Source organism: Planktothrix tepida PCC 9214 (assembly GCF_900009145.1).
Classification (GTDB): Bacteria; Cyanobacteriota; Cyanobacteriia; order Cyanobacteriales; family Microcoleaceae; genus Planktothrix; species Planktothrix tepida.
In genome coordinates, this window is the sequence record NZ_LN889803.1 from 107,702 (window position 1) to 123,518 (window position 15,817).

The following is a 15,817-nucleotide window of genomic DNA, read 5'->3' on the forward strand; positions in this document are numbered from 1 at the left end:
GTGATGACCAAAATCCTCTATCCTAACTGAATGGTGAACAGCAACAGCAAGAGCAACAAAAGATGCGATTCTCAAAAATCTTAATTGCCAATCGAGGGGAAATAGCGTTACGGATTCTTCGCACCTGCGAGGAGATGGGTATTGCGACGGTTGCTGTTCATTCAACGGTAGATCGTCACGCCCTTCATGTCCAACTTGCGGATGAAGCGGTTTGTATTGGGGAACCCAGCAGCAGTAAAAGTTATTTGAATATTCCTAATATTATCGCGGCGGCTCTAACTCGCAACGCCACAGCCCTTCATCCCGGCTATGGGTTTTTAGCGGAAAACGCCCGGTTTGCCGAAATTTGTGCCGATCACGAAATTGCTTTTATCGGCCCTACCCCAGATGCGATTCGGTCTATGGGGGACAAATCAACCGCCAAGGAAACGATGCAGCGTGTCGGGGTTCCCACCGTCCCCGGTAGTGACGGACTCCTGAGCGACGAAAAAGAAGCCCTGGTACTAGCCCAAAAAATCGGTTTTCCGGTCATTATTAAAGCTACCGCAGGGGGTGGCGGTCGCGGAATGCGATTAGTCAAGCACGAAGAGGATCTCCCCAAACTCTTCGCGGCTGCCCAAGGGGAAGCAGAAGCCGCCTTTGGAAATCCGGGGGTTTATTTAGAGAAATTTATTGAACGTCCTCGCCATATTGAAATTCAGATTTTGGCTGATAATTATGGCAATGTGATTTATCTGGGAGAACGAGATTGTTCGATTCAACGCCGTCACCAAAAACTATTAGAAGAAGCGCCTAGTCCGGTGATGACTCCAAAACTGCGGCACAAAATGGGAATGGCGGCGGTAAAAGCAGCAAAATCTATTAATTATACCGGGGCGGGAACGGTAGAATTTCTGGTTGATCAATCGGGTAATTTCTATTTTATGGAAATGAATACTCGCATTCAAGTGGAACACCCGGTTACGGAAATGATTACCGGATTAGATTTAATCGCCGAACAAATTCGCATCGCCCAAGGAGAAAAATTATCCTTAACTCAAGATAAAGTTCAACTGCGGGGTCATTCCATTGAATGTCGGATTAATGCAGAAGATCCTGACCATAATTTCCGCCCCCACCCCGGTCGTATTAGTGGCTATTTACCCCCCGGAGGAAATGGGGTCAGAATTGATTCCCATGTCTATACAGACTATGAAATTCCGCCTTATTATGACTCTTTAATTGGGAAATTAATTGTTTGGGGCCCAGACCGTCCGACTGCAATTTTGAGAATGAAACGGGCTTTACGAGAATTTGCCATTACTGGAGTTCCAACAACCATAGGATTTCATCAAAGAATTCTGGAAACTCCTGAATTTTTACGAGGAGAAATTTATACCAATTTTGTTGAACAAATGATGAAACAAGGACAATAAAAATTAGGGTGTATGAGCTTGGCTCACGCACCCCTTTGATAGAGTATTTGTTGCGATAAGGGCGTATCCTTTAAGCGTTAGGTTTCTGAAAAGGATTTCCACAGATCCCGTAAACGTTGTTTAATTTGTTTTTCTTTTTGAGCGATCGCCGTTCCAGCTTCTCCTAATTTCACTTCAAAAGCTTTGCGTTTTTCGTCGAGTTTTCCACTATAGGTTTCGGGTTCATCCTTTGCTTTTTCATACCAAACTTTTGCTTCATCTAAATAATGCTTGATATCCTCATAACGCTGTCCATAGCGTCCGGCTAAGTTAGCATTAATAATGGCTAATTGAGCTTTGAGTTGAGCATAGCGTTTTTGCATTAATGCCACTTCCTCACTATCTTTAATATTGTGAACGGCGGACTCAATGGCTGATTTAATTTGCTCAGACTTACCAGTTCCCACTTCTTGAATATCATCCAAGGCTAAATCAATACTATTTTGTAACTCTTGTTCCTCTTGATCAAGTTGTGTTTCTAATTGTTTCACTTCCGCTTTTGTTTTATTGATGGACTGGCGTTTTTTGCTGCTGATTCCGTCAATTACTCCTTCAATAGAAGCTGTAACATTTTCTTGAATTTCCTCACCTTTTCCTTTGACAGTTTCTAAAACTGTTCCGACTACCTCTTTCACTAAACCTCGAATCTCTTGAGAACCCCCTTTAAATTCTGAACCCATTTCTGAAATTGCAGACTTGACAATTTCACGAATTCGTTCAGCCCGTAATTTGTTCTCAGATTGTGCTTTTTTTAAATCCGATGATAATTTATCTTGAATAGAATCTGACATAGGAATATCCTCAATAATCATTAAATTGCTTCAACAGCTTTTTATCAGCTTGTCTATCACTACTCCTATTCCCTATCATAAAGAAATGCTCAAGGTTCTGCGAGTAAAGTTCTCTACACTCTCGATATCGCAATAGCCGTATTTTTGAGGCTGTATTAATCAATCTCTATAGTAGAGTCAGCGCAAACGTGCTCATTGTCTACAGAATGAACTCGCCCCGGTGTGTCTCTACAGGAGTCATAAGTAGGTCGCTTAACGATGAATAATTTTAGCAATCATTAATTTGTATCTTAAGATAGATGTTTTCTTGATTTTATTTTAATAAAAAATCAGATTAACTGATTGACGCTACAGTTGTAAATCCCCTAACAATGATCTTGATTTGAAATGAATAAATGACCGATCCTCGGTTTCAGATGATATTTCCTCAAATTCTATTTATTTTTCTCTATCTTTGGTAATACATGGCTTTATTTAAAATCAATATAAAGGGAGATGTGTTTAACCTCAGAAAAACAGATACTGGGTTCATTACATTCTGAATCAAGGAGGTTCAAATGGATCTATTCATCTTGGAAATGGGAACAAATACCCCTCATTTCCCGATGTCTGCAACCTTAGTTTTAATTCTGGGGTTTTTAGCAGCCACAACCATTGGTTCTGTAGCTTGGTACAACTCTAAACGTCCTGTTGGTTGGAAGGATAAAGAACGTCCTGACTTTGTTCCTGAAGTGGATACTGACCAATAAAAAAAATGGAATTTCTGGGGGGTTTCAGAATTCATCTGATTGTTAATTTTAAACCCATTCTAAAATCCTGAGTTGTTTTTTAAATCAGTTCAATAAAACTTTTGAGGTCAATAATTATGTCTAAAGAAGAAAAGAAAACTCCTCATATTCTCCACGAAGAAGCAGAACCTAATCCTACTTATGATCGGGGAATTATGCCCGCAGAAGTCGGTGCTAGAATAGACCGAGAACAGGAAAATTTCAAAAAAATTCCTGAACATGAAGAAGGCACTTTAGACACAACTGCTGGTTATACAATGGATCGAGAAGGGTTATTAAATAACTACGCCATTGAACCTGAAATGTATGTCAATGTTCCCGGAGATTTGAAAGAAGAAGAAGAAGCCGATAAAGCTCGTCGGGTTCAAACTTTACATGAAGTGAAAGAAGTGGAAGGGGGCGTTGGGAAAGGTCAGGGTATTATTTAGAGAAATTGGATTAATCCGACTTGAATGCTAACAATATAAACAAAGCCTAGCTCAAAAGCTAGGTTTTTTTATCTATTATATAAATAGAGTATAATTGTTTATTTTTGAGTTTTATAATTCATCTATATATTGATACTTAAAATAGCTTTATAGAAATATCGATTTAGAGTTATATGGAATAATTTAAAAGAATATTTATTCTATAAAAGGATTGATGAATTAGCGAATAGAGCCGAATATATTAGAAGAGTAAAACCGGGTTTAGTCATTAGTCTAAAACCCAAAAAAAGGAAAGGAGGCGACTGATGAAACTCAAAAATAATAGATTTTTGAAGTTAATCGTTTGGATTTTTACAGAAATTCTATTAATTTTTTTAGGACTGGATGATTTAGCAGATTATAGCGAGTTTTTATTTGAAAAGACAGTTTATAAACCCAGAGTTGTCATAGCAGAATTTGGGTTTAATCTAGGATTAAATGAAGTTCAGAATGGAGATGAACACTTCACCTTTTAAAATCTATTTCTTAAGATTTACGCGAATTTATTCCCTAGGATAGAGCTAAAATTCTCTTACTCCTAGAATAATAGGATTAGTAATACATATAAGGAGAATTTCAATGAAATTTCCCTCAATAAACTTTTCTAATTTACGTCCTTTACGCTTTTTAATGGCAGCTTTATTGTTGGCTTTTCTATGGATTGGATCTGCTGTTCCCAGTTGGGCTGGCGTGAGTAGTCCTTCTCAAGGGGAAGATGCTCTTAAGCAAATTCAAAAAGATTCTGAGCAAGTGCTCAGAGGTGGCCCACCTTCCTTAGAAGATGTACAAGCTAAAGCTCAAGAAGGGATTAATGAAGTTCAAGGCGGTGCTGATAAAGAAAAAATGAAAAATCCTGCTAATAGCCAAAGTTCTACTTCTGTAGAAGAGAAAATTAAAGAAGGTATGGATAATATCCGCGATATTTTTAACCCCTAATTTTCTTTAATTACTCACGACGGTATTACTTTCTTCTGGGTTTATTAAGTTCGATTGCTATAGTTATAAAAGTGTTGTTGGGTCTAACAGCACTTTTTTATTATCCTATGGAGGCTATAGATTATTTTCCAATACAAAAACGACTAAAAATTCGATCTAAAACGGATTCTGTTACTTCTTCTCCGGTGACTTCCCCTAAGGCATGAATGGCACCCCGGAGATCAATTGTCCAAAAATCAAAGGGAAGTTGTTGCTGAATCGTTGTTTCCACTTGTTCTAAACATACTTTTGCACGGGTTAACGCAGTGGCTTGACGTTGGTTAATGGCAAACTCTAAATTTGCGGCGTGAATATTTCCACCCTGAACTAAATTTAATATCGCTGTTTCTAAGTCTGGAATTCCTTGATTTAAAGCAGCAGACATAGGAACAATTGCCCGATTCTCTAAATTAAAATATTGAATAGCTTTTGCTTTTAATTCCTCTAGTTTTTGGATGTTAACTTGATCAATTTTATTAATAATTACGATTAAACCTGCTTTTTTAACTTGTTGATAAATTTCTAAATCTGCTTCAGTTAAACCCATTGCAGCATCAAATGTTAATAATACTAAATCGGCTGATCGTGCAGTTTGTCGCGATCGCTCTATGCCAATTTTTTCGACTTGATCTTCTGAGTGGCGAATTCCAGCCGTATCTAACACTTGAATCGGGATTCCTCCCACCACTAATTGAGATTCTACCACATCACGAGTTGTTCCGGGTAAATCCGTAACAATGGCGCGATCGCTTCGACTCCAAGCATTTAATAAACTCGATTTTCCCACATTGGGACGACCGACAATGGCAACTTTTAACCCCGTTCTTAAAAGTTCTCCCGTATCAGCCGTCGCTAAAAATTGAGATAATTCTTCTAAAACGTTATGAATTTGGGCGATAATTTCCGATTCATTTAAGGGCGGTAAATCCTCCTCAAAATCCACCCTAGCTTCAATTTCTGCTAAAATATCTAAACAAGTTGCTCGTAATTCTCGAATAGGATTTGCTAATTTTCCTTGTAATCCGGCTAAAGCCATTTGGGCGGCTGCAATCGATTGAGAACCAACCAATTCCGCCACACTTTCCGCTTGAGTTAAATCTAACCGTCCATTTAAAAAAGCCCGCAGGGTAAATTCCCCTGGTTGGGCTAATCTAGCTCCTAATTCTATACACAATTGCAACACTTGTTGAACCGCAATAATCCCTCCATGACAGTGAAATTCAACCACATCCTCACGGGTATAAGAACGGGGAGATAACATTAATAATAACAACGCTTCATCAATGGTCTTTTGAGTTTGGGGATGGCGAATATAGCCATATAAAATCCGGTGACTTTCCCAAGTTTGTCGTCCTGGGGTATAAAATAACTGTTTAGCAATGGATTGAGATTCTGTTCCCGACATCCGCACAATTCCCACGCTTCCTTGTTGCGGGACAATAGCCGTGGCGATCGCTACAATTGTTCCCCCAGTTGCCAAAAATTCAGCCATTTTTTAATTAATAAAATCCTATAGATCTTTAGATTTTAACGTAAAAGATATTGGGCAATAGGCAATAGGCAATAGATAATTTGACACTCCCCTGCTCCCCTGCTCCCCTTCCCCTTGTCCCCTTGTCCCCTTGTCCCCTTGTCCCCTTGTCCCCTTGTCCCCTTGTCCCCTTGTCCCCTTGTCCCCTCGTCCCCCTCTCCCTCCTCACTCCCCCATTGGTTCTGCATTCAAAAATTCCCAAATATATTGATTAACTAATTCAGGACGTTCTTGTTGTACCCAATGGCTACAATTAGGAATATAACGAATTTGAAAATCTCGGACATATTCTTCTGTCCCATAGGTTAATTCTTGACCCAATGCCAGATCATTTTCCCCCCAAATCATTAAAGTGGGGACATTTAGTAAAGCTTGGGTTTGTTGAGTAGCAAACAAACTGGGAAAAAGATTCCGATAATAATTCACCATTGCCGTTAAAGCTCCCCGTTTAGCAGCCGCATCTTTATAAGCATTTAAGTCAGCTTCACTAAAAGTATTTTTATTAATTACCATCTTGGTAAAAGCTTCACCCACAGTGCGATAATCATCCGCTTGTAACAACAATTCGGGTAAAAGTGGCACTTGAAAGAAAAAAATATACCAACTTTTTAATAATTGTTGAATCGTTCCTAAACCCTGCTTAAACTTTGTGGGATGAGGAAGATTTAAGACAATTAATTTACTTAACATTTGAGGATAACAATAAGCAAAATTCCAGGCAATAAACCCGCCCCAATCATGTCCTACTAATACACATTCTTCGTATCCTAACCCTTCAATTAATCCCTTGACATCTAAAATTAATTCTTTGATAGAATAAGCCGATAATTCTTTGGGTTTATCACTCTCGTTATACCCTCTTAAATCCACGGCAACCACTTTATAAGCTTGAGCAAATTCAGGAATTTGATAACGCCAAGAATACCAAAATTCAGGAAATCCATGTAACATCAGTATCAACGGCCCTTCCCCTTGGGTGACATAATGGAGTTTTACCTTATTTGTGGTGATAAAGTCGCTCGTCCAATTTTCTGCTAAAATTGACATAAATTTCTCCGAGGGTGAATATATAATGATGATAACCTTAGATTTTAAAAAGCTCTATTCTGAGGAAAATTTGTAACCATTCATTCCTGTAGAGATAGGCAATTGTACAGATAATCAAATATTGCATAGGGTTAAATAAAATTATTCATGCTATTAGAAATTAAACCCGTAACAAATTCTGATTTATTAATCTTAAATCAGTTATATACAGAAATTGATGGGGAATCTCCTCTATCTCTATCCCACGTTGAGCAAATCTTTGAGCAAATTCAACAAATTCCCAACTACAATATTTATATTGCATGGCTCAACAGTGAACCTGTAGGTACATTTAGCTTATTATGGATTCCTATGATTTTACATGATAGCAAATCAGCCTTAATTGATGCTGTTGTTGTCACATCTGCCTATAGAAATCAAGGAATTGGGAAAGCGATGATGCAGGAAGCCCTCAAACTCAGCCGCAAGGCGGGATGCTATAAAGTGATGCTTTCCTCCAATATTAAACGCACAGCAGCCCATCAATTCTATGAATCTTTAGGCTTTAAACAACAGGGTTGGAGTTTTAGCTTGGAACTGTAACCCAAAAGTTGATATTTTAGGGTAACTTATAAAAAGGTCTTTTATCCGAACACACTCAACCCTGAACAAGATGAATATTCTGGCTGATTTTCTGTCTAAACCGGCTCAACCTAACCCCCCTCAAGTTAAAAAAAGTCGTCGAGGAATTTATATTAAATCCCCTCAAGAAATTGAAATCATGCGACAAGCTGCAAAAATTGTAGCTACGGTTTTAAAAGAAATTTCAGAGCAGGTAAAACCGGGAATGACAACGGCTGATTTAGATACTTATGCAGAAAAACGGATTCGAGAAATGGGTGCAAAACCCAGTTTTAAAGGTTATCATGGCTTTCCAGGTTCCATTTGTGCTTCAATTAATCATGAAGTGGTTCATGGCATTCCTAACCGTCGTAAAGTCATTCGCACTGGGGATATTTTAAAAGTAGATACAGGGGCTTATTATGAAGGATTTCATGGAGATTCTTGTATTACAATTGGGGTCGGTGAAGTGTCCCCAGACGCTGCCAAATTGATTCGAGTTGCGGAAGAAACTTTATATAAAGGAATAGAAAAAGTTAAAGCGGGAGCCTATTTACTTGATCTCGCTGAGGTGATGCAAGATCATGCAGAAGCCAATGGGTATAAAATTGTAGAAGAATTTACAGGTCATGGTGTCGGACAAAATTTACACGAAGAACCCTCGGTTTTTAACGCTCGTACCTATTCTTTACCCAATGTTAAATTGAAAGCTGGGATGACCTTAGCCATTGAACCCATTCTAAATGCGGGATCTCGATTTACCCGAACTTTATCCGATAAATGGACAGCCGTAACCGTTGATAATTCCTTATCTGCTCAGTTTGAACATACAGTTTTAGTCACCGAAACGGGTTATGAAATTTTAACAGATCGTTCTAAAATTTAGCCAGACTAGGATTCAGGAAACAGGAGACTGTGAGACAGGAGTAAGATGCTTAATGATTCAGGATAACAGCAATTATTCATGTCCTATTCTTGCTGTTCCCTGTTCCTTATAAAATCTCTAAGAAAGTTAACTCTCAAGAAAGAAAGGAAACCGGATGTTCTCAATGACAGAACAGGCAACTAAACTAGGAGCCGTGTGCGGTGAAAATCGTAAGTACGGTTCTGAATGTGAGGTGAGGGTTGTAAAGCCCTCATCGACCCCTAATAAGACCCTTAAAAATTAAAAGGGGTCAATGACTTTTTAAACTGCATGAAGAGTGCCATTGGGAAGTGTGACCCCCGCTAGATTAACATTTCTTAAATTAACTCCTTGTAGGTTGGCCCCGCGTAAACTCGCCCCAGAAAGGTTTGCACCTTCTAAATTAGCTTCGGATAAATCGGCTTTCCAAAGATAAGCATTTCGCAGGTCAGCACCGCGTAAATCCGTCTTTCTCAAGGTAGCTAAATTTAAGTTGCTTCTGAGCAGAGTGGCACAGGTTAAACTCGCCTGGGATAAATCAGCCCGCATTAACACCGCATCCGTCAAATTTGCCTGGAAAAGCTGGGCTTCAACTAAATTGGCATCTTGTAACTGAGCTTGTTGTAAATTCGCTTGTTTTAATTGAGCTTGGCTTAAGTTAGCAGCCATTAAATCAGACTCTTGTAAATTAATTCGCGTCATTACGGCTTGAGCAAAATTAACCCCACTTAAATCAAATCCTTGAAGATTAACCTCGATTAAATAGGCGGAACTCAAATTAATTCCTGTCATTTGGGTTTCTTGAAGAATCGCCCCACTCAATTTAGCTTGGCTCAAATTTGCCCAGTTTAAATTGGCCCTGGTTAAATTAGCACCGCGTAAATTTACACCGTAAAGATTAGCACCGCATAAATTGACACCCTGCAAATTGGCAGCCCGGAGATTAACTCCCCGCAAAATAGCACCACTAAGCTTAACGCCACTCATCTCCGACTTGACTAAAAACGCCCCTTCTAGGTTTGCTTTTGTCAAATCAGCATTTTTTAATTGCCCTTTTCCTAACTTAACAAAACTTAAATTACTGCCATACAAAAAGGCATTAGTCAAGTTAATTTCATGGAGCAAAGCCCGTGTTAAATCAGCCCGGGCTAAAGATGCTCCAGCCAGATTAGCCCCCACTAAATTAACTTGATGCAGAGAAGCACCAATCAAGTTCGCATTCTGGAAATCTCGTTCTCCAGCTAAATAACGATACAACAGTTCTTGAGAATCGATAATGGACTGCACTGGCACAGAATTCACCGCCTATTTATTGGGTAAAATCGCACCTCTCATATCTGCATCTCTTAAATTCGCTCGATCTAATTTAGTATCAATCATAATCGCTTCAATCAGATTTACACCACTTAAATTTGACCAAGATAATTTTGTGCGGTAGAGTCTGGCTCGACTCATATTCGCCCCGCGTAAGGTTGTCCAAGTCACGTTAGCTCCTCGCAGGTTGGCTTCACTCAAGTTAGCTTCACTTAAATCCGCCCCAATCATTGTCACTCGTGTTAAATCCGCTTCATGAAAGTTAGCTCCAATCATCATTCCCCCACTCAGGGTTGCATTCGTTAAATTGGCCCCTTCCAAGGTGGTTTCTCGCATAATCACGTTGGTTAGGTTAGCACTTTCTAAAATGGCTCCCGTGAGATTGGCTTTCATCAAATTTGTTCGGACTAACGTAGCATGGGTTAGATTGGCACCGACAAAATTTGCTTGGCTGAAATTGGCTTCGGTGAGGTTAGCTTCGGTGAGATTTGCTTGAGTTAAGGTAACATTTTTAGAAGAAGACCCGCGTAAACTCGCCCCGGTCAAGTTTGTTCGGTTAAACTTCGTATCACTCAAATAGCTGCCAATTAAGTTCGCATCACTCAAGTTCGTGTCAGTCAAGTCAACCCCCATAAACTTGGTTTCTCGAAAATTGACCCCTGTTAAATTGGCTCCAATAAAGGATGTATTTTCCAAGGTAGCCCGGGCAATAATGGCTTCACTGAGATCAATCCCACTTAAATCCACTCCAACTAGGCTAACGGCTCGAAACAACCGCTCTCCTTCTGTATAACGCTTTAATAATTCATTAACCTCCATATCATTCGCCTCACAAATAGTCCCGGTATAGGATGACACTATAGAAAAATCCTCTTTCCATCATCCCAGATTACTTAGGTTTATGCAGGAACAATCTATGGAAGTTAATGGTTGACAATAAACACTTGGCTATTACACCCGTCCCCCTGCTCCCCCTCATCCCCCGTCCCCTCATCCCCCCGTCCCCTCATCCCCTTGTCCCCTTGTCCCCTTGTCCCCCAGTAGGGATATTTGAGGATTAGCAGAAATTTGAGCTTGAAAGAATGTTTATGGAGGTATATCGAGAAAAGTACGGATTTGATTAGCGATTTCAAGGGCTTGATTTTGAAGTAAACTATAATTACTAGAAATCTTGATAGTTTTACCAGCAGAAGGGATTTCTAAAACAACAATATAAATGGGTTCTTTTTGACTGATTAAAATTGAAGAATAGGTTTTGACTTGGAAAGAAGTCCTTTGCACCCTAATATTGAGATTATCAAGGGGATATTCTGCTTTTTTTGTTCCGAATAATCTTTTGGTTTTCAGGGTTAATTTGTTTTGATTTTTATCTAAATAAATAGTTTGATGAGAGGTAAAAAAAAACGCCTAAAATTCCGACCAATAAACAAAAAACAATAAACAGACTGGGAAATACTTTTTCAGTAATAACGATAAATAATCCCAGAATTCCAAACATTAAAAATGGAGTACAAACCAATCTAATAAGCAAAACTCTTGTGCTGGAGTCTTTAAGAAGCAGTTGAGTTGAAGTCTGTTCTATTAGTTCCATAGATTTTTTGATTAAAAATTAAGGATTTTAACGGACTAAAGATTAAAAATCAACTCTTTTGTTCTCTATTTCCTTTAAAGCAATAAATTCCATAGACTCTAAATCTTCAGGGCGATCAATATCTGATAAAAGGGGTAATTCACTCACTGATAAATTGAGAGTTTGACAACACTTGATGGTTGTTTTAAAAACCTTTGAAGTTCCCCAAGGAATATCTTGAAAAAGTTCGGGGATATAATGATTTAATCCAATTAAATAATATCCCCCATCTTTTGCTGGCCCTAGAACAACTGCATGAGTTTCTAAAGCCTTAAATCCTTGAACTAAAATATCAACGGTTAAAAAGGGGCAATCTGTTCCCACCATAATAATATGGGTGTTTTCTTCATGAAATGCTGTTTCAAAAGCGTTTCTCATGCGATCGCCTAAATTCCCAAAACATTGAGCATCATAAATTAAATCCGATCCTAACCAATTCTGCATGACATCTAAATTTCCCCCGGTAAATCGAACTTCTATCGATAGGGGATCTAATGCTTGTAATTCTCGGACTGTAATCAGGGTTTTTTCGGTCATGTGACGATGCAAATTAGCGGCACCTTTTTCTCCTAAAATAGGAATTAATCGGCTTTTAGTTTTACCGGGTTCAGGATAGCGAGTGAAAATGATTAAATGTTTTTTCATGGTTGATTTTAATTAATAAAAAAGATAGAAAATTGGCAAATATCTAAAAAGCTTCAGAGGAGGGAGTTTGTAGTATTCCAATTAAGGATTTGAAAAAACTAGCTAGAGGAACAGCAACTATTAAACCGAGAAAACCTGCCACTCTAGCACCAATTAAAAGGGAAATTAAAATCAAAACGGGGTTTAATCCGGTAAATGTTCCTAGGAGGCGTGGAGCAATTCCATTTTCTACAATTTGATCAACAATAATCGCTGTAATTAAAACTTTTACTCCCAACCAAATACTATTTAAAGCCACTAAAAAGCAAACCAAAATAATCCCCAAACTTCCTCCAAAGGGAAAGAAAGCCATCATCCCGATGACAATTCCAAATAACAATCCAAAGGGAACCTGAATAATTAAGAATGCTAAGGTCATAAATCCCCCTAAAAGTCCAGCGACGGAGGCTTGACCAATAAAATAATTCTTAAAATTTTTTCTTAAAGCACTACGAACAGGAACCCGGATTTTAGTTGGAAATAGTTGATAGAAATCATCCCAAAGCGACTCTCCATGTAATAATAGATAAAAGGTCATAGCTGCAATGATCACAACATCTAATACTCGACCAAAAACGGTTAGAACTCCTCCAATTACATCTCCTCCTAAGGTTTGAACTTGACTGGATAATCGTTCCAATAGTTGAACAGTTACTCCTCCAACATTAACAGGGATATTCCGACTAATTGCCCAAGCTTCAAAGGTTTTAATTTGTTGGTTTCCTGACTCAATCCAACTGGGAAGACGTTCGATTAAGGTATTGAACTGTTGAATAATAATTGGAAACAAAGTGATCCCTAAAATTCCAAAAATAATCAAGGTAATCAATAATACGGCTAAAATGGCTGTGGTTCGTTGCAGTCCATATCGTTGCAGTCTTTGGACTGGATAATCTAAGAGAAAGGATAATAAAATTGCCGTTACAAAAATATGAATGATAGACTTAAAGTATTCTAAAGTCAGCAAGAAGACCCAACCATTTAAAACCAAGGTTGGAATCACTAAGGCAATCAATAATAATTTCAGCCAGTTAGGTTTAGGATTCATGAAATGCTCAAATCAATTCAATCAATTTAGGATTGAGGGCCAATCATTGCCTTCGGCTGTCCAAGTTATTGAGAAATTATATAGCTTTAATTCAATTTTGATGTCTTAATCTTCGTTAAATTTTTCTGATCCTCAGTCTAACCTCTATCGATGATTTAGGTCGATTAAAGCTCTGTCCATTGGCAGAATTGTTAAGCAGATGACTTGCACGTTAAAAATAGATTTCTTATCCTGTAGAATACCTTAATCATTAGGTTTTAGATGGAACCTAAGTTTACCCTTTTAAGGATCTATGTTCACCCTATCTCAAATTAATCGTTTTCTACTGGGTAAACCGTTACCCACCAGTGCCTATAGTCATGAACGCCTAACCAATTTTGCAGCCTTAGCCATTTTAGCATCCGATGCCTTATCCTCTGTGGCCTATGCAACGGAGGAAATTTTATTGGTTTTAGTCGCTGCGGGAAGTAGTTCTTTAGGACTCTCTTTACCCATTGCGGGGGGTATTATTTTACTGTTATTTGTAATTACCTTATCTTATCGTCAAACAATTCGTGCCTATCCTCAAGGAGGAAGTGCCTATTTAGTGGCGAAGGAAAACTTGGGACTTCATGCTGGGTTAGTCGCCGCCGCTTCGTTATTAATTGATTATGTTCTGACGGTCACAGTAAGTATTTCAGCAGGAATTGCCGCCCTAACCTCTGCCATTCCTGCTCTTGATGGCTACACCATTGAACTGTGTTTACTTGCGGTGGTGTTGTTAATGGTTGCGAATTTACGGGGGGTTCGGGAAGCGGGACGGATTTTTATGATCCCAACCTATAGTTTTATTATCAGTGTGTTTGTGTTAATGGGTTTAGGTTTTTATAAATACTCAACAGGTCAGGTAATAGCAACGGTTCCCATACTTCCTGTCAGTCAACCCTTAAGTTTATTCTTGGTTTTACGCGCATTTGCGGCCGGATGTACCGCTTTAACGGGGGTTGAAGCAATTTCTGATGGCGTGTTAGTTTTTAAACCCCCGGAATGGAAAAATGCCCGCACGACATTATTGTGGATGGGGGGAATTTTAGGGTTAATGTTTATTGGGATTACCTATTTAACCCAAGCGTATCATATTATTCCCGAAGAAGGACAAACAACGGTTTCTTTACTGGCACGAGAAATTTTTGGTAATGGTTTTTTCTACTATTTTCTACAATTAGCCACCTTATTTATTTTGTTACTAGCAGCTAATACCAGTTATGCCGATTTCCCGCGATTATCTTATTTAGTTTCACGAGATGGATTTTTACCTCGTCAATTATCCTTGTTAGGAGATCGTCTGGTTTATGCTAATGGAATTCGGTTATTAAGTCTTTGTGCTGCTGTTCTGATTATTATTTTTAAAGGTCAAGTGAATGCTTTAATTCCTCTGTATGCGGTGGGTGTGTTTACTTCTTTTACCTTATCTCAATCAGGAATGGTGATTCATTGGTTTAAGAGTAAATCATCCCGATGGCAACAAAGCGCCGTCATGAATGGTGTGGGAGCCTTAACAACAGCAATAGTTTTAGGGGTAATTGTTGCTACTAAATTTTTATTGGGAGCTTGGTTAGTGGTCTTGGCAATCCCTTTATTAGTGATCCTATTTTTAAAGATTCATAGTCATTATGAAAATCTTGCTAAACATTTCCGAGATGAGGAACTTTCACCTTATCGCTGTCCTTTACCTGCCCCAGATACCACTATTAAACATTCTGCCATTGTTTTAGTAGGATATCCCAATCGGGGCACCTTAGAAGCCTTAGATTATGCGCGTTTAGTTGCCCAAGAAATTGTAGCAATTCATGTTGATATTGGGACAACGAATCAAACGGCTTTGCGACGACGATGGGAAGATTTAGAAATTCATGTTCCTCTCGTTATTTTGGATTCTCCTTATCGTTCAGTTGTACAACCGATTCTGACATTTGTGAGTGAATTTGAAGCTGAACGTCCTTACGGTTTTTCAACGGTGATTATTCCCTCAATTGTTACTCGCTATTGGTGGGAAGAACTGCTACACAACCAAACGGCTTTATTTATTCGTCAAGCCTTGCGAAGTAATCAATGTCGGATTGTAACTACTGTGCGATACTATGTTTAAAAAGAATGCTACAAAAGGGAACTGGGAACTCGGAACTGGGAACAGACAGCAAAAGAAAATAGGGAATAGGAAAAAGTCATTAACCACCCGCGTTCCCCGTTCCCTTAATCACCAGCCCCTTCAATAACCGAAAAGAGGCTCAAAAACAGTATTGTTGAATACAGAAAATCTGTTAAAAATCTATCAAAAATTGTTAACACTTTAGTTAACAATCAGCCACCTACTAGCACCCCTTTGAAGGTGTTGAACTAGCCGTAACTTCTAGTTGATGATGTCAGCCCTTCATCAACTAGCACAAACTGAGAGTTAAGCACGGGGCTTTTCTCGAAGGGTGATTAACACTATCACTCGGATATAACGTTGAACTCAAAAAATAGAACCCGTGATTGATTCTGTAACTGATTAACCATCACTCCCTAGAATTGTGCGATTCATTTCCTGTACTGACATCAATTC

At 38.7% G+C, this 15,817-nt stretch carries 16 protein-coding genes; 8 read left to right on the plus strand and 8 right to left on the minus strand.

The window, feature by feature from the left end:
- The first annotated feature begins 62 nt into the window (after positions 1-62).
- Positions 63-1,415: an acetyl-CoA carboxylase biotin carboxylase subunit gene (gene accC, locus PL9214_RS18285; RefSeq protein ID WP_072720207.1), complete on the plus strand. Its 1,353-nt coding sequence runs from the start codon at positions 63-65 to the stop codon at positions 1,413-1,415.
- A gap of 77 nt (positions 1,416-1,492) precedes the next feature.
- Here the strand turns inward: accC and PL9214_RS18290 are convergent, their stop codons facing one another.
- Positions 1,493-2,245, minus strand: coding sequence for a histidine kinase (locus PL9214_RS18290; RefSeq protein ID WP_072720208.1), 753 nt, complete (start codon positions 2,243-2,245; stop codon positions 1,493-1,495).
- A gap of 578 nt (positions 2,246-2,823) precedes the next feature.
- Between PL9214_RS18290 and psb35 the strand changes: the two genes are divergently transcribed.
- The 4 genes from psb35 to PL9214_RS18310 all read left to right on the plus strand — a co-directional run bounded on the left by psb35 (position 2,824) and on the right by PL9214_RS18310 (position 4,436).
- Positions 2,824-2,994, plus strand: a complete 171-nt coding sequence (gene psb35 / locus PL9214_RS18295; RefSeq protein WP_437126754.1) for a photosystem II assembly protein Psb35 — start codon at positions 2,824-2,826, stop codon at positions 2,992-2,994.
- Positions 2,995-3,110: 116 nt separating this feature from the next.
- Positions 3,111-3,461 carry a hypothetical protein gene (locus PL9214_RS18300; RefSeq protein WP_245824287.1) on the plus strand — a complete coding sequence of 117 codons (351 nt, stop codon included), beginning with the start codon at positions 3,111-3,113 and terminating at the stop codon, positions 3,459-3,461.
- A 305-nt stretch (positions 3,462-3,766) separates the two neighbouring features.
- The gene (locus PL9214_RS18305; protein WP_072720210.1) at positions 3,767-3,976 is read left to right on the plus strand and encodes a hypothetical protein; all 210 of its coding nucleotides are present in this window, start codon (positions 3,767-3,769) and stop codon (positions 3,974-3,976) included.
- A 103-nt stretch (positions 3,977-4,079) separates the two neighbouring features.
- Positions 4,080-4,436: a hypothetical protein gene (locus PL9214_RS18310; protein ID WP_072720211.1), complete on the plus strand. Its 357-nt coding sequence runs from the start codon at positions 4,080-4,082 to the stop codon at positions 4,434-4,436.
- Between the two features lie 121 nt (positions 4,437-4,557).
- Here the strand turns inward: PL9214_RS18310 and mnmE are convergent, their stop codons facing one another.
- Both mnmE and PL9214_RS18325 read right to left on the minus strand, forming a co-directional pair.
- Positions 4,558-5,967 carry a tRNA uridine-5-carboxymethylaminomethyl(34) synthesis GTPase MnmE gene (gene mnmE / locus PL9214_RS18315; protein WP_072720212.1) on the minus strand — a complete coding sequence of 470 codons (1,410 nt, stop codon included), beginning with the start codon at positions 5,965-5,967 and terminating at the stop codon, positions 4,558-4,560.
- Positions 5,968-6,171: 204 nt separating this feature from the next.
- Positions 6,172-7,053, minus strand: coding sequence for an alpha/beta fold hydrolase (locus tag PL9214_RS18325; RefSeq protein ID WP_072720214.1), 882 nt, complete (start codon positions 7,051-7,053; stop codon positions 6,172-6,174).
- Between the two features lie 147 nt (positions 7,054-7,200).
- On the opposite strand from PL9214_RS18325, the gene PL9214_RS18330 reads away from it, so the two are divergent.
- The gene (locus tag PL9214_RS18330) at positions 7,201-7,635 is read left to right on the plus strand and encodes a GNAT family N-acetyltransferase (RefSeq protein ID WP_072720215.1); all 435 of its coding nucleotides are present in this window, start codon (positions 7,201-7,203) and stop codon (positions 7,633-7,635) included.
- Positions 7,636-7,705: 70 nt separating this feature from the next.
- Positions 7,706-8,539, plus strand: coding sequence for a type I methionyl aminopeptidase (gene map, locus PL9214_RS18335; protein ID WP_072720216.1), 834 nt, complete (start codon positions 7,706-7,708; stop codon positions 8,537-8,539).
- Between the two features lie 300 nt (positions 8,540-8,839).
- On the opposite strand, the gene PL9214_RS18340 is transcribed toward map, so the two are convergent.
- From PL9214_RS18340 to PL9214_RS18360, 5 genes are all read right to left on the minus strand, one after another.
- Complete coding sequence (locus PL9214_RS18340; protein WP_072720456.1) at positions 8,840-9,832, minus strand: pentapeptide repeat-containing protein; 993 nt, start codon at positions 9,830-9,832, stop codon at positions 8,840-8,842.
- A 30-nt stretch (positions 9,833-9,862) separates the two neighbouring features.
- Entirely contained in the window at positions 9,863-10,690 is an 828-nt protein-coding gene (locus tag PL9214_RS18345; protein ID WP_072720217.1) for a pentapeptide repeat-containing protein, read from the minus strand.
- Between the two features lie 267 nt (positions 10,691-10,957).
- A complete protein-coding gene (locus PL9214_RS18350) occupies positions 10,958-11,152 on the minus strand; it encodes a hypothetical protein (protein ID WP_072720218.1) in 195 nt (64 codons plus the stop codon).
- Positions 11,153-11,504: 352 nt separating this feature from the next.
- A complete protein-coding gene (locus PL9214_RS18355; protein ID WP_072720219.1) occupies positions 11,505-12,146 on the minus strand; it encodes a TIGR04282 family arsenosugar biosynthesis glycosyltransferase in 642 nt (213 codons plus the stop codon).
- 43 nt (positions 12,147-12,189) lie between these two features.
- Entirely contained in the window at positions 12,190-13,233 is a 1,044-nt protein-coding gene (locus PL9214_RS18360; RefSeq protein ID WP_072720220.1) for an AI-2E family transporter, read from the minus strand.
- A 292-nt stretch (positions 13,234-13,525) separates the two neighbouring features.
- Between PL9214_RS18360 and PL9214_RS18365 the strand changes: the two genes are divergently transcribed.
- Positions 13,526-15,361, plus strand: a complete 1,836-nt coding sequence (locus tag PL9214_RS18365; protein ID WP_072720221.1) for an APC family permease — start codon at positions 13,526-13,528, stop codon at positions 15,359-15,361.
- The last annotated feature ends 456 nt before the right edge of the window (positions 15,362-15,817 follow it).